Source organism: Pseudoalteromonas sp. RWi3, assembly GCF_054960735.1.
In genome coordinates this window covers 31,952-52,655 of record NZ_JBHNYL010000018.1, presented here as the reverse complement: position 1 = coordinate 52,655, position 20,704 = coordinate 31,952, and the positions used below count along the sequence as shown (strand labels likewise).

Here is a 20,704-nt window from a genome sequence, read left to right as displayed (position 1 = left end):
CTTAGAGCACTCAAACCTGTTTAATTTATTACTGCAAAATCACCGACTCGGATTGGGTGCTGGTTTTTCACTATTAAGGCATAGCTAACTTTGTCGTATACTTTAAACACCATTAGCTCACCGACTTTTTCTTTAGGCATATGCCAAACAGTCGCATCTTTATCTGCTTCGACACCCAAAAACTCGCTCGTATTTGTAATAAGCTTTTCAAGGCTGTTCGAATCTTCTTTGTATCGAGGGCCATTTCGGCCATCAAAAACAGTTGGCGACTGACGCTCTATATCTAAAATATGGCCCGCTTTAATTTGCTGCTCTGACCCCAAGTTTAGCACTACTATATCCATCGTGCTAAATTCTCGCAGCTCAGTTACTGCAGAAATAATATTTCCCTCAATGGGTTGTTCTGGGCGCTTCATATTAAAGAATGCAGGAAGAGTTTGTCCTTCCATTGCTGGTAATAAAAAGTCTGTGGCTCTAATTTCTTGTTTGACGCTTTCTACCTTTACTGAAGCCGGCACGCCATTTTCAATATCACCTGATCTAAATGCACGCCCCACGCCGACTAACACAGATTTATAAGCAAGCACTTCATCGCTATCAATATCTTTATATGGTTTGCCTTTTCGGTAAATGGCATAACTTTCATGCTTATTAAGGTTACCTTTAACGTAAACGATGTGACCCAACGTATTCATTTTAGTGTTCTCGTTCGCGCCTAAAATGTAAGGTAAACCAGCAATTTGCTCACCACTAATCGCCTGTTCATAGGTTAAGTAAGGACGAAGTAGTTCAAGCGGCAATGTAGGAATCGCATTTTTACCTTTAGGCGTTATACGCCCCTGCGGAGAAAGCTTTTTATAGCCAGTGTTAATCACTAAGCGTGGATTTCCATGCTCATCATAAATTAAAGAGAGTGCATCACCGGGATAAATTAAGTGCGGGTTATTAATTTGTGGGTTCATTTGCCACAGTTCTGGCCACAACCAAGGCTCGCTCAAATAGATACCCGAAATATCCCATAATGTGTCACCTTTTTTCACAACATATTGTTTAGGCGCATCTTTTTTAATTGATAAAACATCTGCATGAGATGAAAATGCAGAGCTTAATATCAGCACAGCGGCTAAAAACGGGTATTTCATTGGGCTTCCTTGTGGTGTTTTTTCATTATTATCAACCAAAACCTGTTAAAGGTGAACGCGAATGGCTAAAATAAGAGCATACAATACCCTATATTATGCACAAGTGAAAAGGTTACTATGGCTAGGTTAGAAGTTTTAAGATTTCCAGATGAGCGTTTACGTACTGTTGCTAAAGACGTAGCAAGCGTTGACGACGAAGTTCGTCAAATAGTTAAAGACATGCTAGAAACAATGTATGACGAAAATGGCATAGGCCTTGCTGCCACACAAGTTGATATTCATCGACGTATTGTGGTGATCGATGTATCAGAAGAACGCAACGAACCATTGGTTTTAATTAACCCAGTGATTACCAAGCAAGATGGCGCAACAGTGAGTGAAGAAGGCTGTTTATCAGTGCCGCATTCATACGCAAAAGTAGATCGCGCAGAAACCGTAACGGTTAGTGCACTTAATGAAAAAGGTGAAGAATACAGCCTAGATGCCGATGAGCTTTTAGCGATCTGTATTCAACATGAGCTTGATCACCTTAAAGGCAAGTTGTTTATTGATTACTTATCACCATTAAAGCGCCAACGTATTCGTAAAAAGCTTGAAAAAGAAGCTAAATTTGCAGCACAGTAATAAGCACCTTAGGAAAACTCAGTGACAAAACCACTACGCATTATTTTTGCTGGTACGCCGGACTTTGCTGCGCGCCATTTACAAGCTCTTATTGATTCAGAACATCACGTTGTTGGTGTTTATAGTCAACCAGACCGCCCTGCAGGACGCGGAAAAAAACTAAAAGCCAGCGAGGTTAAAGAGCTTGCTTTAGCCAATGACTTACCTGTATTTCAACCTGCGTCACTAAAAAATGACGATGCATTAAGTGAATTAAGCAGCTTAAATGCAGATATCATGATCGTCGTTGCATACGGACTTTTACTGCCAAAAGCAATTTTAGAGGCTCCACGCCTTGGTTGTTTAAATGTACATGGTTCAATTTTACCACGCTGGCGTGGTGCAGCACCGATCCAGCGAGCGATTTGGGCGGGCGACGATGAAACTGGTGTAACCATAATGCAAATGGACGAAGGGCTAGATACCGGTGATATGCTACATATAAGCCGCTGCCCTATTGATGCTACTGAAACCAGCGCAAGTTTATATACTAAACTAGCGGAGTTAGGCCCAACGGCACTTGTTGAAACCATAGCCAAATTAGCCAACGGTGAGATAACCCCACAAGTACAAGATGACGAATTAGCCAATTACGCCAAAAAGCTGTCAAAAGATGAAGCTAATATTGATTGGTCTATGGATGCTACACAAATTGAGCGTAATATTCGTGCATTCAATCCTTGGCCTGTCTGCTTTACTCAAATGGGCGAGAACACAGTAAAAATTTATCAAGCCGATGTGGTTGAGCAACAAGGCACGCCAGGCACTATTTTACACAGTGACAAACACGGTATTGTAGTCGCTTGTGGCACACACGCGCTAAAAATAACCCAATTACAGCCACAAGGTAAAAAACCAATGGCTGTTACAGACTTTTTAAACGGTCGCAGTGACTGGGTTACTCCAGGCAGCGTCTTAGGCGAAAATAATGAGTAATGTTCCAAACGTACGCGCGCTTGCCGCAGAAACTTTATATAACGTAGTCGATAAGGGCGCATCACTTAATCAAGAGCTCCCTTTTGCAAGCCAAGGCCTATCACCTAAAGATAAAGCCTTATTACAGCAGATTTGCTATGGCGTGTTACGTTACCTGCCGAGTTTAGAGAATTATTGCCAACATTTAGTGGAGCAACCGCTAAAAGGTAAGCGCCGTATATTCCAGTTTTTGTTGTATGTGGGCATTTACCAACTACAACATATGCGAGTTCCGCCACATGCCGCGATCAGCGAAACGGTGAATGCTTTAGCACAACTTCGAGCGCTTGGTTTGAAAGGCCTGATCAACGCTATTTTACGTAGTTTTCAACGCCAACAAAGTGAGCTTGAAGAAAAAGCCAAACAAATTCCGGTATGTTTATACAATCACCCAAACTGGTTTATCAAGCAAGTCACAGAGGCTTACCCTGAGCAATGGGAACAAATTTTAGAGGCCAACCAGCTACAAGCTCCGATGTGGCTACGTGTGAATCAAGCGCAATACAGCACCAGCGAATACAGTGAAATGCTCAGCGCGAATGATATTGAACACACAGTAAACCCTGACTTTGTTGATGGTATTAAACTAGATAAGCCACGCGATGTATTCTCGCTGCCTGAGTTTGATACTGGCGCTTGCTCAGTACAAGATGCGGCAGCTCAATTAGCTGCGCGCTTATTAGATCCAAAAGATGGTGAACATATACTTGATGCCTGTGCAGCGCCTGGCGGTAAAACCTGCCATATTTTAGAGCTCGCCGACGCCGATGTACTAGCCCTTGATAGCGATGCAACCCGCCTTGAACGTGTAAAGCAAAACTTAACGCGTATCGGTTTAGGTGCAGACTTACAATGTGCAGATGCATCGCAGCCACATACATGGTGGGATGAGCAACAGTTTGACCGCATTTTATTAGATGTACCTTGCTCTGCGACTGGCGTTATTCGTCGTCATCCAGATATCAAATGGCTACGTCGCGCGTCAGATATTAACGACTTGGCTGCGCTACAAGGTGATATTTTAGATAGCATCTGGCCTTTACTAAAACCAGGTGGCACATTAATTTACGCAACCTGCTCAGTATTACCACTTGAGAATCAACAGCAAGTTGCTAAATTTTTAGCAAATAACACAGATGTTGAACATATACCTTTGCATGATAACGACACCGCCACAAACCCAGGCTTACAATTACTACCAGGCGAAAGTGATGGGTTTTATTATGCCAAGCTTGTAAAAAAACAGTCATAAGATAAATAATGAAAATAATCATACTCGGCGCCGGGCAAGTAGGCGGCACACTCGCTGAAAACTTAGTAGGTGAACAAAACGAAATAACGGTTGTTGATATAGATGGCAACCGCTTACGTGAGTTACAAGACAAGTACGACCTACAAGGTGTTACTGGCCACAGCGCACACCCAGATGTATTACGCAGGGCTGGTGCTGAAGACGCCGATATGATCATTGCAGTAACCAGTTCAGACGAAGTCAACATGGTAGCCTGCCAAGTGGCTTACAGTATTTTTAATACACCCACTAAAATTGCCCGCATTCGTTCTGAGCAATACCTAAAGTACCGTGAAAAGCTATTCCAAAACGACGATTTACCCGTTGATCACTATATTGCACCTGAGCAATTGGTGACTAAGTATATTCGCCGTTTAATCGATTACCCCGGCGCATTACAGGTATTACAGTTTGGCGATGGCATGCTGTCATTAGTGGCAGTAAAAGCGTATTACGGTGGCTTGCTGGTCGGCTATGCACTTTCAGCTCTCAAAGAGCATATTCCTAATGTTGAGACACGCGTAGCGGCTATTTATCGCCAAGGTAAAGCCATCAAGCCATTAGGTACCACCGTGATTGAAGCTGACGATGAAGTATTTTTCCTTGCCGCAACCAAACACATTCGCGCAGTAATGAACGAACTGCAAAAGCTTGAGCGCTCATACAAAAAAATTATGATCGCAGGTGGTGGTAATATTGGTGCAGGACTCGCCCGCTCGCTTGAAAAAAACCACAGTGTAAAACTGCTTGAACGCAGTAAGGAACGCGCCGAACAATTATCAGAATTACTCGACAACACCGTTGTATTTTGTGGTGACGCTTCAGATCAAGAGCTCCTCTCTGAAGAGCACATTGAACAAGTTGATGTATTTATCGCAGTAACAAATGATGATGAAGCAAACATAATGTCAGCCATGTTAGCAAAACGCATGGGGGCACAAAAAACCATGGTGCTAATACAGCGTGGTGCTTACGTTGATTTAGTACAAGGTGGCGAAATAGACATTGCGATATCGCCGCAGCAAGCCACAATCTCCGCATTGCTTACTCATGTACGCCGTGGTGACATTGTTAATGTTTATTCACTGCGTAAAGGTGCTGCAGAAGCAATTGAAGCGGTAGCCCATGGTGACGAACACACCTCCAAAGTTGTTGGTCGCGCTATTGCAGACATAAAACTCCCTGCTGGTACCACCATTGGCGCCATTGTACGAAACGACGATGTACTCATTGCCCACGACGATACCATCATCCATTCTGGCGACCACGTTATTATGTTCTTAATCGACAAGAAACATATCACTGTCGTTGAAAAACTATTCCAAGTTAGCGCCATTTTCTTGTAAACATTATTTGCCTTTGTGGGACGCACACCCAAAAAGGCAAATAGAAATCAATCTCAAAACCATTTACATAAATAGTTTAATCTATTACCCTCCTTGTGCCTTATTTTTAGACGGGCTTTCTTATATGGATAACTAATTCCATATCATCAATCTATAAAAAATGGACTTCTTCTGATGTTATATCCTGTATTAAAAACACCATTTTCCCTTACGTACTGCAGCGTCATTGGTATTTTATTTTCAACATTATCTCAATCAGTTACTGCAAAAGCACATGACGATATTGAGAAGCTAACCGTTGTCGGCGAAAAGCACGGCGGCTATAAAGTTGACTCCATGAACTCTGCAACAGGTCTTGATTTATCTCATTTAAAAACGCCGCAATCTGTTGTCGCTGTAACAAGTGAGTTTATGGCTGATCAACAACTTACTAGCGCTATTGACGCCATAACCAGCGTAACAGGCATTAACGCTAGAGAGGCTGATAATGGTAAGTTTTCTATATCAGCTCGCGGCATTAGTGTGACCAGCATTTTATATGACGGTATTGCCACCACTTATGATACTCGCTTTAACTATGGCGATAACCTTACTGATACAGCTATTTATGAGCGAGTAGAAATAGTGCGCGGTGCAACAGGATTAATGCTTGGTGCAGGTAATCCATCCGCAGCAATTAACTTAATACGAAAGCGCCCTACCGCAACTCAGCAAATCAACATTTCAGCCTCTGTAGGCTCATGGCAAAATTATCGCGGTGTTGTTGATGCATCAGGTAGCTTAAATAATAATGAGACAGTACGTGCTCGTGCGGTTATTGCATACCAAAATCAGCACTCATATCAAGATAGGTTTTCTCAAGATAAAACGACCTTATACGGTATAGTTGAAGCTGATTTAACCGATGATACACTGCTCACTATTGCTATTGATAATCAAAAAACAACACCTACAGGGACAATGTCTGGCGGTTTACCTATTTTTTATAGTGATGGTACACGCACTGACTATGATAGAGAAACATCAACAGCAACGAACTGGTCCTCTTCAACAACAAATGCGCTAAATAGCTTTATTCGCATTGATCATAACTTTAATGCCAACTGGCAACTTAGCGCTAGCTATATTTATGGTAACAACGATCTAGAATACGATGTATTTTGGGCAACTGGCCACCCTGACGCACAAACCAATATAGGTATGACACCAGGCTCATTAAATTTTATCGATGCCAAGCGAATTCAGCGTACCTATGAGATAGAGCTTACCGGTAGATTTAACTGGTTAGAGCAAAGTCACCAAATCATGTTTGGTTATAATAGCCAGGAGCAAGATTTTGCAACGCCCTACTTCCCAGGTCAAGAAGACGCAGAAATCATCGGAGACTTTACAGCCCCAAACTATGACTACCCAAAACCAACTTGGCAAACCACAGCCGCATATGGCTCTTATGGCACAACAGAGCAAAATGCTTTGTACTTTGCCTCACAACTTAATTTAACAAATGCATTCTCATTGATTTTAGGTAGCCGGTTAAATCAGTGGCAAACAAATCAAGACAACTTTGGTCGTGAACATGATTATGAATTAGATAACGAACTGATCAATTATTTAGGTGCCACTTATAGCTTGGCAAATAATTGGGCACTTTATGCTAACTACACCGATATATTCACCCCACAAAGTCGGGTCGATAAAAATGGCAATTACCTTGACCCAATTCAAGGTCAAAATTATGAGCTGGGTATCAAGGCCTCGTTATTGGACGAGCGTTTAGATATTGCACTATCGGGGTTTGAAATTCAGCAAGACAATGTGGGGGAATACACGGGTGAAACAATCCCTGAGACTCTCCAAGCAATTTACCAACCTATCGATGGTACAGTTACCCAAGGTATTGAGTTTGAACTTAATGGCACCTTGAGTGACCAGTGGGATGGCTACTTTGGTTACACTTACAGCGAAGGTGAGACACCTGAAGGTGATATTCTCAATACGACCAACCCAAAAAACCAGTTTAAGTTATTCACGACTTACAAATTAAACAACATCTTAGAAGGTTTAAAAATTGGTGCAGGCTATCGCTGGCAGAGCCGTAGTTATGATGAAGTAAAAAACCCTGTTCACGGTCAAGTTGAAGTGGAACAATCAAGTTATGGCATCGCAAGCCTTATGAGTAGTTATCAAATAAACTCACAAATGTCTGTTAGCTTAAATATTGATAATTTATTTGATAAAACCTACTACAACCAAATCGGTTTTTATAATCAGTACCGTTATGGCAGCCCCCGTAAGTTTGCTTTACAGTTTAACTATAATTTATAAACATAAAAAAGCAGCTTTGCCTATTTTATAAGGTAAAGCTGCTTTAACGTATATGAAGTGAAATTACCGTATTTTCTTTACCAAACAGTATTACTGTACTTTGGAGAACTCTTCCTTTGAAAGCTCACCATTTTGGTCAGTATCTAAAGCCGAAAAAATCTCAACTAGCTGTGCATTCACAGAGGCTTCTTTTTGGCTAATCGCGCCATCGCCATTAGTATCGAATGTGTCAAAGCTCACAGCAGCAAATGCTGCAGATGAAGAAGCAAGGGCGATAATAGCAAGTGCTGTATTAATATGTTTCATAATTTGTTTCCTAATCAAATAAAGGTAAGAAATCCTTTTCAAAGATCCATTGTGCGTAAAAATTCATATTAAGCTTCTGAAAACTCTTGTTTAGAAAGTTCACCATTGCCATCTTTATCAAGCTCGTTGAATTGGCTTGATAACGTTGCATCAACCGCTGCTTCGCTTTGGCTTATTACACCATTACCATCAACGTCTAAGGTATCAAAGTCTGTCACTGCAAACGCTGCTGATGAAGATGCAAGTGCGATTAGGGCTAATGTTTTAGTAAACTTTTTCATCTATGTATTCCTTCATTGTTTATTGAACTAGCTTTAGGCTTATATCCTTGCGCTTCTTTGTCATAGGTTCCTTGCCTATTTAGGTTGTCTTTGGCAACTCAGAATTATTACGCTAAAGCCTTTGAGTAGATTGTCATTAGGCGTTTTTGAACTCTTCTTTAGAAAGCTCACCATTGCCATCAGTGTCTAACTCAGCAAATTGGCTCATTAATTTTGCATCAACTGATGCTTCGCTTTGACTGATCGCGCCATTACCGTCTACGTCAAGCGTATCGAAATCAGTTGCAGCAAACGCTGCTGATGAAGATGCTAGTGCGATAAGTGCTAATGTTTTGTTTAATGTGTTCATAATAAAATTCCTTCAATCTCTGAATATTGCGTTAATTTAAAAACCGAAAATCCTTTTCTAACATCCTTGCGGCTCTATTAAGCCTTTGAGAATTCTTCTTTCGATAACTCGCCGTTACCATCAGTATCAAGCGTTTTAAACTGACTTATTAATTTTGCATCAACTGATGCTTCGCTTTGACTGATCGCGCCATTACCGTCTACGTCAAGCGTATCGAAATCAGTTGCAGCAAAAGCTGCTGATGAAGATGCTAGTGCGATAAGTGCTAATGTTTTGTTTAATGTGTTCATAATAAAATTCCTTCAATCTCTGAATATTGCGTTAATTTAAAAACCGAAAATCCTTTTCTAACATCCTTGCGGCTCTATTAAGCCTTTGAGAATTCTTCTTTCGATAACTCGCCGTTACCATCAGTATCAAGCGTTTTGAACTGACTCATTAATGCAGCGTCAACTGATGCTTCGCTTTGACTGATCGCGCCATTACCATCTACATCAAGCGTATCGAAATCGCTAGCTGCAAAGGCAGCTGAAGAAGAAGCAAGGGCAATAAGTGCTAATGTTTTGTTTAATGTGTTCATAATCAATCTTCCTTCAAAGTTTATGTACGTTGCGATTAAATACTTAATCACGTTTTCGTTTCGTTCGAACTAAGTATTACAACTTCAATGCCAACCTTGATAAAACAAATAAAAACAATAACTTGCGTGTTTTTTTGAACAAAACAGATATTAAAATAGTATTTTTTTGTTGCTTTTTAGCAACACACGTTACGGTGGAATATTTAAGGTTATAAAAATCAATAAGTTAAGATTAATAAAAAAGACACAAAGCCACTCTAAACAAGATTATTAGTGTTTGTTTTTGTTAAAAAGGGATAAACCTATGCTGAACAGGTTTTAGAGGAGAATATTTTAAAAAATAAAAAACAATTTAATATATTGATTTATAGATACTTTAAATAAAAACAAACATTTTTCATTTTGTTGTGGGGATTTTATTTGGGGAAAGCTGAATTTGTTGCAAATAAGCGAAATAAGGCCAAACGAATAAACGTAAATTGCTGTGATTTACCGTGCCATATAGTTATTCCCATAAACTACCAATAATCATACTTATGTAAAATAACTCCCTCGCTACTGTGTTAAATAGCGAAGGCTAATCGCTTTTTATATTAAGGACTCTAAAATAGATAAATCGATTAAATGGTCTTTCATAAATTTGTCCATTTCATCTTCACTCACTATTAGTTGAATACCCAATAGAGTGTCATCGGCCAAACTGCGAACACTGCAAATCAGCCCTGAAAACTCATTCACTTCGTTATCTCTTTCATCGAGTAATATTTTGCAAGGAGTGTCTTTAAGTTTACTCAGGTCGTCTTCACTTTTAAGGGCAAACATTACTCCGGTGATTGATACGTCTTTTATGACTCCTTTCAATTTGTGTTCATCGCTGAGCTGAATTGTTGCAGGTAATAACGTGGGTATGCGGGTTTGAGATCGCAAACTAAATAATTGAACTTGGTCTGGAAAATGTAAAAAGATGAGTCGTTTAGGGTGAGAAGAAACTGACATAACTTTCTGACGAAACGCAATTACCTGCCCACCGCCACTTTCAAGCACAGCACGCACAATAATAACCGTACCATCTTTGAGGTATTCGCCTGCATTGCCTAATCGCCGAGGTGATGGGTAATTCAGCACAACAAAGTGGTCGTTGAGTAACCCTACAAACTCTGTTTTCAGGCGTTTACTTTTAGTCGGCGTAAGTATTTCAATATCCACTAAGGTACCTGCGGTTATAAACGCAAGTTTCTCTAGATTGTGTAATTGCTTTGTTTCAGGCATTTCCTTTGACCATTTTTAAATATTAATTAGCTATATAAATAGCGATAAACAGATAGCTTAAAGGCTGCGTTAACCACGCCAAAACGTGGGCGTAAACAGTACCAGCAAGGTAAAAATCTCTAACCGGCCAAATACCATTGCAATGGTAAGTAGCCATTTTGCCGTGTCACTCACTGCGCCGTAATGACTTGCTACTTCCCCCAAACCAGGGCCTAAGTTATTTAAACAAGCAGCAGTGGCTGAGAACGCAGTTATGTTATCCATGCCCGTTCCCATTAGAGCTAACATGATAATAACGAATACAAGCGCATAAGCAGAGAAGAACCCCCAAACAGCTTCGACCACTTTATCGGGTAGTGCCTTTCTACCTAGCTTGATAGAATAAATTGCACGCGGATGAACAAGACGATTGAGTTCTCGTACACCTTGTAAGTATAGCAGGAATACACGAACGACTTTCATACCACCACCTGTGGAGCCCGCACATCCCCCTATAAAGCTTGAAAAGATTAATAGTATAGGTAAAAACAGTGGCCAAGCTGAAAAGTTATCTGTTGCAAAGCCTGCAGTAGTACTCATCGATACTGCTTGGAATAAAGCCTGATCTAAGGTTTCATCACCATCAGCATAAATATTATTTGATGATAAAACGGTAAAACAAATGACCACCAGCGCAAGTTGTATAAACAAAAATACTTTAAATTCAGGGTCGCGAATATACACAGCAATATTACGACTTGAGACAGCTGCATAGTGCAAAGTAAAGTTGATTGCTGCGATGATTAGAAAGACGACGCAAATAAAGTTTATTAACGGGCTATCAAAGTGCCCAATAGAGGCATCGTATGTTGAGAAGCCTCCTATCGCGATTGTAGAAAATGCATGGCAAATAGCATCAAACCAATCCATCCCCGCAGTCCAGTAAGCGACTGAACAGCTGGCAGTCAAAAATACATAAATATACCAAAGATGTTTTGCCGTATCTGCGATACGCGGCGTCATTTTAGAGTCTTTTACCGGCCCTGGAGTCTCTGCACGATAAAGCTGCATGCCACCAACTCCAAGCATTGGTAGTACAGCCACCGCTAGTACGATGATCCCCATACCGCCAAGCCACTGTAATTGTTGACGATAAAACAATACCGATTTGGGTAAATACTCAATTCCCGTTAATACGGTCGCCCCTGTGGTTGTAAGTCCCGAAAAGGCTTCAAATACCGCATCAGCTAACGACAGGTTAGGTTCACTTAGAAAAATAAGAGGAATGGAAGCGAACGCCCCCAGTACCAGCCAAAACAAGACAACAATTAAAAAGCCCTCGCGTGCTTTTAAATCTCCATCCTCCTGCCTATTTGGGTAATAAGCCATTAAGCCAATAACAACACTGAAAATAAACGCTAAGACGAAAGGGACACCGCCACCATCTTTGTAAATAAGCGATACAACCGCAGGAGGCACCATTGTTATACTAAACAGTACGACAAGTTGGCCTAGGATTTTTATTATGGTACGAAATTGCATTGAGCCATCGCTTTTATTTTAAGATATCGTTATTAACTATTGTTATTGTCTTACTCTTTGATCTTTAACTCAACCGCGCCATGGCTCAAATCATAAATATCTTTAATCGCTTGAGCAGCTTCACGGCTATCTATAGTAATAACCCATTCAATATTAGCAGTAAATTGCTTTTCGATATCAAGTACCTGATATTTTGTTTTTAATAATTGCTCAATAGCACCTTGAATACTGTAATCACTAAAACCGATAAGTTCTACACTGGGCACTTTTACTACAGTATTAAGCTGCGCCAAGGCATTATTAAGTGAGCCACCATAGGCGCGCACCAATCCGCCAGTCCCTAACTTTATGCCCCCAAAATAACGTGTAACGACCGCAGTTACTTCACCTAAACCTGAGCCAACTAAAACGTTTAGCATTGGTTTCCCTGCGGTCCCATTAGGCTCTCCATCATCTGAAAAGCCATATACATGACTGCCTCCAGGGTTACCTGCTACATGAGCCCAACAGTTATGCCGTGCATCTGCGTATTTTTCTTCAATGCTTTTTATAAATGCTTTTGCTGCAGCTAAATCCGGAGTGTGGGCAATATGCACAATAAAGGTGCTTTTTTTTATTTCTTCTTGATGAAATACATCGGCTGCGGGGTACTTATATTCTGACATACTTTATTTAACCCAATATTCAACCAAAAAAAGGGGGCCAAAAGGCCCCTTCTATCGCTGATTTATCACTTAAGCTAAGTGTAAATCACGCGTCATATTCTCTAAGCTGTCTTCGTGTACGATAATATTATCTTCGATACGAATGCCGCCAAATGGCTTAAACGACTCAACTTTTTCCCAGTTAATAAACTGTTTGTTATCTGTTTGCGCTAAATCACCTAACAACGAGTCAATAAAGTACAAGCCAGGCTCGATGGTGAACACTTGATTTTTTTCAATTAAGCGGGTGCAACGTAAAAATGGGTGCCCTTCTGGTGGCGCTTGATGTGCCCCACTTTCGTCAGCCATAAAGCCGCCCATATCATGTACTTGTAAACCAAGGTGGTGGCCAAGTCCGTGTGGGAAGAATGTTGAAGTAATACCGCGTTCAACAATTTCTGCCGCAGGTAACTTAACAATATTAAAGTCACTAAGTACTTGTGCTACACGCTGGTGGCAATCAAGGTGTAATTCGCCATAAAGTAAACCTGGCTTTAAAGCATTACCTAGGGCAATTTGGTGCTCAGTCATAACATTCACTAAGTCAGCAAATTCGCCTGATTTTTTAAAATCATACGTACGGGTAATATCTGCGGCATAGCCGTTAAAGTTAGCACCTGCATCAATTAAAAATGATTTATGTTCTTTAGGCACTACAGGATCAAAGTGCGTGTAATGCAAAATAGCGCAGTTATCGTTTAGTGCAACAATGTTGCCATACGGCATTTCGTTTTCACTTTGGCGTGTTGCCATCAAGTAAGCTTGCTGTATATCAAACTCAGAGCCACCAGCAAAGAAAGTATCTCGGGCTGCTTTGTGGCCATCTACCGCAATTCGGTTAGCTTGGCGTAAACACTCAAGCTCGTACTGCGTTTTATATGCGCGATGATAATGGAAGTAGTTTAATACTGGCTCAGGGTTAATAATACTAAAACCCAGTGCTTGAGCTACTTCTAAATACTCACCGATGTAAGCATACTTTTCTTTGTCGTATGGCAGTAGTTTTTCAACCTGATCAGGCTTAAGTAGCAACTCAATATCAAAATAATCAGCCCAAAAATCACGTGGTTCATCAGGTACTTTATGCCAAAAATCAACTGGACGATAAAAAATAAGCTTTGGCTTGTCGCTACCATTAACAACAATCCAGCAATGTGGATTGTCGATTACAGGTAACCACGCTTTAAAATGCGGGTTAACTTTAAACGGATAATACATATCGTCTAAAAACTGACGTTTAGCTTGCCCTGAATGGATCACTAAACCTTCTAAACCTTCACGATCAATAATAGTACGCGTACGCTGTTGCAGTGTTGCAATATGTTCGGCGTAAGAAACGGCTAATTTATCCATAGTAAACCCATCTGTTAAATTTAACTTGTGCGAGAGTCTACCATAGACTCATTTATACCCAAAGCGTACCTAAATAAGGTTAACCGCCCATTTTCATATCTAATATCGCCGCGAGTAAATTCCCGTCACGGCCCATACGAGTGTGGTATACCTGACGATAAGCGAATACATTTTTTACGTAATTACGTGTTTCACGATACGGAATCAGCTCTACCCACAACTCAGCTGGCATTGCGTCATCAGGTATCCATCGTTTAATGCGGTGGTAACCTGCATTATAAGATGCGGTTGCGAGCACTTCGTTACCCTTATTTTTCTTTTTTAAATATCCCAAGTATTCCGTGCCTAAACGAATATTTGTTTGGGGGTGATTTAAGCGCCGACTTGAAACGGTGCTTTTATTCACATATTTAGCAGTACTTGGTAATAATTGCATTAAACCACGTGCATTAGCGTGTGAACGTGCATCGGGCGCAAATGAGCTTTCTCGACGTGAAATGGCAATACTCCAAGTAACATCTATGCGGTTGCGCTTGCTGTAACGTTCAAATAAGTCTTGAAACGCAAATGGAAACCGCAGCTCTACATAATCCCATGCTTTAATTTGCGCTAAGGTATAGATAGTACTGTCGTACCAATCAAGTTCTGCCGCGAGTTTTGATGCCGCTAACTTCTCTTTTTCGCTAGAAGTACGCGTTAAATAATTCCACTCTCGACGTGCAGACGTATAACGCTCAAGTTCATAAAGTGCTTTTGCACGTTTAAAGCCTGGCGCTTCAGCCACTTCAGTGACCAACGAATCACTCACCTGCAAAGGTATTGTATTTAGTTGCACAGGTATATTTAATCTCGCTGCTGCTAAAAAGCCATAGTAGTCACGTTCTTTTGCCACGGTTTGCCAAATTGCTTTTGCGCGATCTACATCACCACGCTGCTCTAAGCTATATGCTAACCAATATTGTTGACCTAGGCTTAGATTTTCTTTACCTGTGAAGAACGCAACAATACCTGACCAATCCTGTGTTTTAAGCATGTTACCTAGTTGCCATTGCATCAGCTTTCTATCTTGGCGCTCTTTAGGTACTTTATTTAACCAAAACCGTGCTTGCTGATGGCCACTGGATGCTAAAGACAAAGCAAACGTATAATAAACATCTGCTTTTTGCTCATCCGAGTAGTCAAACATCTTATCAAGCTTTTCCCACGCTTTGAGTGCTAAGTCTCTATCACGCCAGACTAGGCGCTTTACACCATAGTGCGCAATTTCGCCCTCTTTGACTGTTTTATTTTTATAACGATAAAGACCAGCAGATGTGCTTGGGTCACTTCTCACCTTGCGATAGAGATCGGCTAAGTATTGCTCTTTTTTAGGTAGTAAGGTTTTTAAATAAGGCAACAGGTTTCTGTCTCCACCTTGCGCAGCTAAAGTAACCCTTTGCCAAACACGATCTTGACTTAAATAACCTTTTTTACGCCATAAACTAAATAACGAGTCGCACTCTTTGGGTTGTGACTTACCTACAACCCACAAATCACTTACTTGATTTAAGATCGCCTTTTCTGGCGCGCCTAAGTCAAGCTGATATTGCAAATAAGTACACGTTAATTCGTTATTGCTGGTCTTCTTATAATTATTTATAAAAGTGGCTTTACGGTTAGATTTACTCAAATACTTTAGCCATGCCTTACGTACAGGCCATTCAAGCGGCGTGTTTTGGTAAATAGTTAAGTAATTTTCTATTTCAGTTTGGTGCTTAATACTGGGATGTCGTTGCCAATATGTCTTTTCAACATAAGGTTTTAGAGGATGGTCGAGTACACTAACCGCCTCTTTAAATTTGTTGTAGTTACTTGAACGAGCTTGTTTCTCTGCGCTTAAAAAAGCACTGTGTTCGTCATTGGCCCCGGCAGAAAAAAAAGGGAGAAATAATGCAGCTGCCGTCCAACCTAATAAATGTTTTTTCATGATGACCTTTAGGATTAAAAGCACTCAAAAATAAAAATATAAATTCAGCTAAAAACTTCGCCTACACCTTAGCATCAAACCAGCTATATTTTAACCAGTAGTAATAGAGCATAGTAAATTTTTCGTTGCATTTTTTATTTAAAGCAAGCACACTGATTGAAATGCAAACTCATCGTACCAGTCTTAGTTCACTAACTAGGGAGAATAATAATGTTATATAAGAGCGATTCCTTTGAAGTTGCTTTCATCAAGGATAATATCGCCGAGTTCAAATTTTGTGTTGCAGGTTCTGTAAACACTTTGTCTCAGCAAACCTTGAAAGATTGCGCCTCTGCATTAAAAGAATTAGCAGCAAACAAAGATATCAAAGGCATGATTTTTACCAGTGATAAAGACCACTTTATTATTGGCGCCGACATTTTCGAATTTTTACCAACGTTTACTAAACCAGAAGCTGAATTAGTAACGTGGATCAAAGATGCCACTGATGTTTTTGACGCTTTAGAAGATTTACCATTCCCAACACTAAGCGCAATAAACGGCTTAGCGCTTGGTGGTGGCTGTGAGTGGGTACTTGCTACCGATTATCGTGTTGCCAGTACTGCCGCAAAAATTGGCTTGCCAGAAGTTAAATTGGGCATTATGCCTGGTTTTGGTGGCACAGTGCGCCTGCCACGCATCGTAGGCGCGGATAACGCCATGCTTTGGATTACTTCAGGCTCAGAAAATCGCGCAGCAGATGCCCTTAAAGTAGGTGCTGTTGACTCGGTAGTTAGTGCTGACAAACTTTTAGAGTCAAGTATTTCAACACTTGAACTTGCTATCTCAGGAAAGTTAGATTGGCAAGCAAAGCGCAACGTCAAGCTTCAACCGCTTAAATTAAACCGTGTTGAGCAAGGCATGAGCTTCGCAATGGCCGAAGGTATGGTAATGGGTAAAACCAAAGGCCACTATCCTGCTCCTGTTATGGCTGTACGTACTATTAAAGCAGCTGCAAATTGTGAGCGCGCCGAAGCAATGGCAATCGAGAATGCTAACTTTGCAAAACTTGCACGTACTAACGAAGCAGCAGCGCAAACCGGCATTTTCTTAAATGACCAGTTCATCAAAGGTAAAGCACGTAAACTTGCTAAGCACAGCGATGTAGAAATTAAACAAGCCGCTGTATTAGGCGCAGGCATCATGGGTGGCGGTATCGCTTACCAATCTGCGTATAAAGGCACGCCTATTATAATGAAAGACATCCAACAAGATGCACTTGATTTAGGTATGGGTGAAGCATCTAAATTATTAGGCGCAAAAGTGAAGCGCGGCCACATGCCAATGGAAAAAATGCTGGCAACGCTGAGCAAAATCAAACCGACACTTAACGACGCAGACCTACAAGACGCTAAAATCATTGTTGAAGCCGTTGTAGAAAATCCTAAAGTTAAGCAAGCGGTATTAGCTGATCTTGAAAAGAACATGCCAGAAGGCACGGTTCTTACATCAAACACATCGACTATTTGTATTGATCTATTAGCTGAAGCGCTTGATAAACCAGAAAACTTCTGCGGTATGCACTTCTTTAACCCAGTTCCAAAAATGCCATTAGTAGAAATTATCCGTGGTGCAAAAACTTCAGATAAAACGATTAATGCAGTGGTTGATTACGCCCTTAAGCTTGGCAAGTCACCTATCGTTGTTAATGATTGCCCAGGCTTTTTTGTAAACCGTGTTTTATTCCCTTACTTTGCAGGCTTTAGCAAACTTGTTGTTGAAGGCGCTAACTTTACAAAAGTAGATAAAGTAATGGAAAACGTATTTGGCTGGCCAATGGGCCCGGCTTACCTACTTGACGTTGTAGGTATTGATACGGCTTATCACTGTACTGGCGTAATGGCTGATGGTTTCCCTGAGCGTATGGCGCGAGCAGAAAAAGATCCTGTGACTGTATTTGCTAACGAAAAACGTTTTGGTCAGAAAAACAAAGCGGGCTTCTACAAGTACGAAACAGATCGTCGCGGTCGTCTTAAAAAATCAAACGATGCAACAGCAGTTGAGCTATTAGCGCCAATTACAGATGCACCGAAAGAATTCGATAAGCAAGAAATCATTGACCGTTGTATGATTCCAATGATCAACGAAGTACTTCTTTGTTTACAAGAAGGCATTGTTGCTTCTCCACAAGAGGCTGATATGGCGCTTGTATACGGCGTTGGTTTCCCTCCATTTAGAGGCGGCGCGTTCCGTTACTTAGATCAAACTGGTTTAGCAAACTTTGTTGCAGCAGCAGATAAGTACGCTCACCTAGGTGCGATTTACCAAGTATCAGAACAAACTCGCCAATGGGCTGAAGAAGGCCGTATTTTCTATAAGGTGGAAGGTTAATATCATGAATAATCCAGTAATTGTAGATTGTATCCGCACACCAATGGGTCGCTCAAAGGGCGGCGTATTCAAACACAAACGTGCGGAAGACTTAAGCGCTCACTTAATGAAGGGCTTACTAGAGCGCAACCCAGCAGTTGATCCAGCATCAATTGATGATATTTATTGGGGTTGTGTACAGCAAACATTAGAGCAAGGCTTTAACGTTGCTCGTAATGCATCACTACTCGCGGGTATTCCACATTCAGTACCAGCAACAACAGTAAACCGTTTATGTGGTTCATCAATGCAAGCATTACATGATGCCGCTCGCGCGATTATGACTGGCGCTGGCGACACTTACCTAATTGGTGGTGTTGAGCACATGGGCCACGTACCTATGACTCACGGGAACGATTTTCACCCAGGCCTAGCGACTTCAATTGCACAAGCGTCTGGCTCAATGGGCTTAACTGCTGAATACCTTGCTACACTTCACGGCATTAGCCGCGAGCAGCAAGACGAGTTTGCTTATCGCTCACACCAACGTGCACATGCTGCAACGGTTGAAGGCCGTTTCCGCCGCGAAATCCTCGCTATGGAAGGTCACGATGCAGATGGATCATTAATTTTAGTTGAAGATGACGAAGTCATTCGCCCAGAAACAACGGTTGAAGGCCTATCACAGCTTCGCCCTGTGTTTAATCCTGCTTCAGGTTCAGTAACAGCCGGTACTTCATCAGCACTATCTGATGGCGCATCAGCCATGTTAGTAATGAGCGAAGAAAAAGCTAAAGCTTTAGGTTTGCCAATTCGTGCGCGCATTAAAGCAATGGCTGTAGCAGGTTGCGATCCATCAATCATGGGTTACGGCCCAGTACCAGCGAGTAAAAAAGCACTGGCACAAGCGGGTATCACTATTGATGACATCGACGTAGCTGAACTTAACGAAGCATTTGCCGCGCAATCATTACCTGTATTAAAAGACTTGGGTCTTGCAGATGTGGTTGATGAAAAAGTGAATCTAAATGGCGGCGCAATCGCTCTTGGCCACCCACTGGGTTGTTCAGGCTCGCGTATTAGCACATCGCTTATTCATTTAATGGAAGACAAAAACGCGAAATACGGTTTAGCGACTATGTGTATAGGTTTAGGCCAAGGCATCGCCACTGTATTTGAACGCGTACAAGACTAATTAGTCTTATACACGTAACCAACTCTTGGTGTAAAAAGCCGCGCTGATTTATAAATCAGCGCGGCTTTTTTATGTTATTTGCAAATAAACCTTTATGGCCAAATAAGCATTAGTGATGTGACTTTATTTCTTGCGGCTAGGCCGTTAAACTAGCGACCTTAAATTAATCGTTAAGCGCCACTTGATAAGGTCCACCGCCATGAGTTTTGATAACCCCGATCACCAATTAGACGCCATCGGCCTACGCTGCCCTGAGCCTGTCATGATGATTCGCGGTGCGGTGCGTAAAATGGCAGAAGGCGAAACCCTACTGATCACCGCAGACGACCCCTCAACCACCCGCGACATCCCAAGCTTTTGTATGTTTATGGATCACACGCTAGTGGCTAAAGAAGTTGATGAAATACCGTATCGATATTTGGTGAAGAAAGGGTTGTAAGTTGGGTTGAGTGAAACGAAACCCAACAGAAATTATTTAGCTTCTATTTCGATATTTGCAGCATCAATTCCCCAATCAACAGCTAATGTCCCTGACTTTACATATTTATGAAAGCTAGAATATGGCCAATCAACAGCTCTGGTTACATATTTATGTTTCACAGGATTATAATGAATGTAGTTAATATGGTTTTGCAGATCATTATCGTCTCTAATTTTATGCTCCCAGTAACGACGCTGCCATATGCCTCGCTCAGATTTAGCAATTCGGCTTTTACTGCGAAACTCATCTATTGGTAATAAGCGTGAGAAGTTACTTTTAATTAATCGCCACCGCAAAGCATAGTCACTATCACTTTCAGGAAGTTGCCATAGAGCATGTAGGTGATCGGGCATGATAACAATTGCTATTGTTTCTACTGGGTACCTTTTAATAACTTTTGAATAAGCACTTCGCAGTAAATCAATATATTGCGTTAGGTATTCTTTATTTCTGTCTTCTAAAGTCAATGTGAAAAAATAACAAGCTCCAGAATCTAAAACCCGCCTATATTGCATCTAAATTCATCCATGAACAATTTTAATTTTTTAATTTTAGAGCACAAAGTAAATTAGTTACATGTAGGTTGGGTTGAGTCTTGCGAAACCCAA

The 20,704-nt window shown here is 41.1% G+C and carries 20 protein-coding genes; 8 read left to right on the top strand and 12 right to left on the bottom strand.

All coding sequences use genetic code 11. The annotated features are described in order from the left end of the window. Positions 1-20 precede the first annotated feature (20 nt). Positions 21-1,142: a LysM peptidoglycan-binding domain-containing protein gene (locus tag ACFI4Z_RS17050; protein WP_462671602.1), complete on the bottom strand. Its 1,122-nt coding sequence runs from the start codon at positions 1,140-1,142 to the stop codon at positions 21-23. Between the two features lie 117 nt (positions 1,143-1,259). On the opposite strand from ACFI4Z_RS17050, the gene def reads away from it, so the two are divergent. The 5 genes from def (at position 1,260) to ACFI4Z_RS17025 (ending at position 7,742) form a co-directional block, all read left to right on the top strand. Beyond that, a complete protein-coding gene (gene def, locus ACFI4Z_RS17045) occupies positions 1,260-1,766 on the top strand; it encodes a peptide deformylase (RefSeq protein ID WP_099297198.1) in 507 nt (168 codons plus the stop codon). A 21-nt stretch (positions 1,767-1,787) separates the two neighbouring features. Continuing rightward, positions 1,788-2,741, top strand: coding sequence for a methionyl-tRNA formyltransferase (gene fmt, locus ACFI4Z_RS17040; RefSeq protein WP_462671601.1), 954 nt, complete (start codon positions 1,788-1,790; stop codon positions 2,739-2,741). Then, positions 2,734-4,032: a 16S rRNA (cytosine(967)-C(5))-methyltransferase RsmB gene (gene rsmB / locus ACFI4Z_RS17035; protein WP_462671600.1), complete on the top strand. Its 1,299-nt coding sequence runs from the start codon at positions 2,734-2,736 to the stop codon at positions 4,030-4,032. Before fmt ends, rsmB begins: the two co-directional genes overlap by 8 nt. Positions 4,033-4,040: 8 nt before the next feature. Next, positions 4,041-5,417 carry a Trk system potassium transporter TrkA gene (trkA, locus tag ACFI4Z_RS17030; RefSeq protein WP_087533881.1) on the top strand — a complete coding sequence of 459 codons (1,377 nt, stop codon included), beginning with the start codon at positions 4,041-4,043 and terminating at the stop codon, positions 5,415-5,417. Positions 5,418-5,591: 174 nt separating this feature from the next. Further along, positions 5,592-7,742, top strand: coding sequence for a TonB-dependent siderophore receptor (locus ACFI4Z_RS17025; protein WP_462671599.1), 2,151 nt, complete (start codon positions 5,592-5,594; stop codon positions 7,740-7,742). Between the two features lie 90 nt (positions 7,743-7,832). On the opposite strand, the gene ACFI4Z_RS17020 is transcribed toward ACFI4Z_RS17025, so the two are convergent. The 10 genes from ACFI4Z_RS17020 to ACFI4Z_RS16975 form a co-directional block, all read right to left on the bottom strand. Further along, on the bottom strand, positions 7,833-8,048 hold the full coding sequence (locus tag ACFI4Z_RS17020) for an EF-hand domain-containing protein (protein WP_099297190.1): 216 nt from the start codon (positions 8,046-8,048) through the stop codon (positions 7,833-7,835). 68 nt (positions 8,049-8,116) lie between these two features. Continuing rightward, the gene (locus tag ACFI4Z_RS17015) at positions 8,117-8,329 is read right to left on the bottom strand and encodes an EF-hand domain-containing protein (RefSeq protein WP_462671598.1); all 213 of its coding nucleotides are present in this window, start codon (positions 8,327-8,329) and stop codon (positions 8,117-8,119) included. 136 nt (positions 8,330-8,465) lie between these two features. Then, positions 8,466-8,678, bottom strand: coding sequence for an EF-hand domain-containing protein (locus ACFI4Z_RS17010; protein ID WP_462671597.1), 213 nt, complete (start codon positions 8,676-8,678; stop codon positions 8,466-8,468). A 77-nt stretch (positions 8,679-8,755) separates the two neighbouring features. Then, entirely contained in the window at positions 8,756-8,968 is a 213-nt protein-coding gene (locus ACFI4Z_RS17005; RefSeq protein WP_462671596.1) for an EF-hand domain-containing protein, read from the bottom strand. Between the two features lie 77 nt (positions 8,969-9,045). Continuing rightward, positions 9,046-9,258 carry an EF-hand domain-containing protein gene (locus ACFI4Z_RS17000; protein ID WP_462671595.1) on the bottom strand — a complete coding sequence of 71 codons (213 nt, stop codon included), beginning with the start codon at positions 9,256-9,258 and terminating at the stop codon, positions 9,046-9,048. 588 nt (positions 9,259-9,846) lie between these two features. Further along, positions 9,847-10,527: a flagellar brake domain-containing protein gene (locus tag ACFI4Z_RS16995; RefSeq protein ID WP_462671594.1), complete on the bottom strand. Its 681-nt coding sequence runs from the start codon at positions 10,525-10,527 to the stop codon at positions 9,847-9,849. A 69-nt stretch (positions 10,528-10,596) separates the two neighbouring features. Then, positions 10,597-12,048 (bottom strand): TrkH family potassium uptake protein, encoded by a 1,452-nt coding sequence (locus ACFI4Z_RS16990; RefSeq protein WP_099297180.1) that lies wholly within the window; start codon positions 12,046-12,048, stop codon positions 10,597-10,599. Positions 12,049-12,098: 50 nt separating this feature from the next. Then, positions 12,099-12,713 (bottom strand): YigZ family protein, encoded by a 615-nt coding sequence (locus tag ACFI4Z_RS16985; protein WP_099297178.1) that lies wholly within the window; start codon positions 12,711-12,713, stop codon positions 12,099-12,101. Between the two features lie 69 nt (positions 12,714-12,782). Then, a complete protein-coding gene (gene pepQ, locus ACFI4Z_RS16980) occupies positions 12,783-14,105 on the bottom strand; it encodes a Xaa-Pro dipeptidase (protein ID WP_462671593.1) in 1,323 nt (440 codons plus the stop codon). A 79-nt stretch (positions 14,106-14,184) separates the two neighbouring features. Then, positions 14,185-16,071 carry a transglycosylase SLT domain-containing protein gene (locus ACFI4Z_RS16975; protein ID WP_462671592.1) on the bottom strand — a complete coding sequence of 629 codons (1,887 nt, stop codon included), beginning with the start codon at positions 16,069-16,071 and terminating at the stop codon, positions 14,185-14,187. A gap of 210 nt (positions 16,072-16,281) precedes the next feature. Between ACFI4Z_RS16975 and fadB the strand changes: the two genes are divergently transcribed. The 3 genes from fadB to tusA all read left to right on the top strand — a co-directional run bounded on the left by fadB (position 16,282) and on the right by tusA (position 20,054). Then, positions 16,282-18,441, top strand: coding sequence for a fatty acid oxidation complex subunit alpha FadB (fadB, locus tag ACFI4Z_RS16970; protein WP_462671591.1), 2,160 nt, complete (start codon positions 16,282-16,284; stop codon positions 18,439-18,441). Positions 18,442-18,445: 4 nt separating this feature from the next. Beyond that, positions 18,446-19,615: an acetyl-CoA C-acyltransferase FadA gene (gene fadA, locus ACFI4Z_RS16965; RefSeq protein WP_462671590.1), complete on the top strand. Its 1,170-nt coding sequence runs from the start codon at positions 18,446-18,448 to the stop codon at positions 19,613-19,615. Positions 19,616-19,814: 199 nt separating this feature from the next. Continuing rightward, entirely contained in the window at positions 19,815-20,054 is a 240-nt protein-coding gene (gene tusA / locus ACFI4Z_RS16960; protein ID WP_462671610.1) for a sulfurtransferase TusA, read from the top strand. A 32-nt stretch (positions 20,055-20,086) separates the two neighbouring features. Here tusA and ACFI4Z_RS16955 read toward each other — a convergent pair whose 3' ends face one another. Continuing rightward, entirely contained in the window at positions 20,087-20,611 is a 525-nt protein-coding gene (locus ACFI4Z_RS16955) for an REP-associated tyrosine transposase (protein WP_462671589.1), read from the bottom strand. Positions 20,612-20,704 lie beyond the last annotated feature (93 nt).

What these genes read in the sequence shown, in the direction of transcription:
- ACFI4Z_RS17050 (WP_462671602.1), bottom strand. Translation starts at nt 1,142, where the DNA reads ATGAAATACCCGTTTTTAGCCGCTGTGCTGATATTAAGCTCTGCATTT.
- def (WP_099297198.1), top strand. Translation starts at nt 1,260, where the DNA reads ATGGCTAGGTTAGAAGTTTTAAGATTTCCAGATGAGCGTTTACGTACT.
- rsmB (WP_462671600.1), top strand. Translation starts at nt 2,734, where the DNA reads ATGAGTAATGTTCCAAACGTACGCGCGCTTGCCGCAGAAACTTTATAT.
- trkA (WP_087533881.1), top strand. Translation starts at nt 4,041, where the DNA reads ATGAAAATAATCATACTCGGCGCCGGGCAAGTAGGCGGCACACTCGCT.
- ACFI4Z_RS17025 (WP_462671599.1), top strand. Translation starts at nt 5,592, where the DNA reads ATGTTATATCCTGTATTAAAAACACCATTTTCCCTTACGTACTGCAGC.
- ACFI4Z_RS17020 (WP_099297190.1), bottom strand. Translation starts at nt 8,048, where the DNA reads ATGAAACATATTAATACAGCACTTGCTATTATCGCCCTTGCTTCTTCA.
- ACFI4Z_RS17015 (WP_462671598.1), bottom strand. Translation starts at nt 8,329, where the DNA reads ATGAAAAAGTTTACTAAAACATTAGCCCTAATCGCACTTGCATCTTCA.
- ACFI4Z_RS17010 (WP_462671597.1), bottom strand. Translation starts at nt 8,678, where the DNA reads ATGAACACATTAAACAAAACATTAGCACTTATCGCACTAGCATCTTCA.
- ACFI4Z_RS17005 (WP_462671596.1), bottom strand. Translation starts at nt 8,968, where the DNA reads ATGAACACATTAAACAAAACATTAGCACTTATCGCACTAGCATCTTCA.
- ACFI4Z_RS17000 (WP_462671595.1), bottom strand. Translation starts at nt 9,258, where the DNA reads ATGAACACATTAAACAAAACATTAGCACTTATTGCCCTTGCTTCTTCT.
- ACFI4Z_RS16995 (WP_462671594.1), bottom strand. Translation starts at nt 10,527, where the DNA reads ATGCCTGAAACAAAGCAATTACACAATCTAGAGAAACTTGCGTTTATA.
- ACFI4Z_RS16990 (WP_099297180.1), bottom strand. Translation starts at nt 12,048, where the DNA reads ATGCAATTTCGTACCATAATAAAAATCCTAGGCCAACTTGTCGTACTG.
- ACFI4Z_RS16985 (WP_099297178.1), bottom strand. Translation starts at nt 12,713, where the DNA reads ATGTCAGAATATAAGTACCCCGCAGCCGATGTATTTCATCAAGAAGAA.
- pepQ (WP_462671593.1), bottom strand. Translation starts at nt 14,105, where the DNA reads ATGGATAAATTAGCCGTTTCTTACGCCGAACATATTGCAACACTGCAA.
- ACFI4Z_RS16975 (WP_462671592.1), bottom strand. Translation starts at nt 16,071, where the DNA reads ATGAAAAAACATTTATTAGGTTGGACGGCAGCTGCATTATTTCTCCCT.
- fadB (WP_462671591.1), top strand. Translation starts at nt 16,282, where the DNA reads ATGTTATATAAGAGCGATTCCTTTGAAGTTGCTTTCATCAAGGATAAT.
- fadA (WP_462671590.1), top strand. Translation starts at nt 18,446, where the DNA reads ATGAATAATCCAGTAATTGTAGATTGTATCCGCACACCAATGGGTCGC.
- tusA (WP_462671610.1), top strand. Translation starts at nt 19,815, where the DNA reads ATGAGTTTTGATAACCCCGATCACCAATTAGACGCCATCGGCCTACGC.
- ACFI4Z_RS16955 (WP_462671589.1), bottom strand. Translation starts at nt 20,611, where the DNA reads ATGCAATATAGGCGGGTTTTAGATTCTGGAGCTTGTTATTTTTTCACA.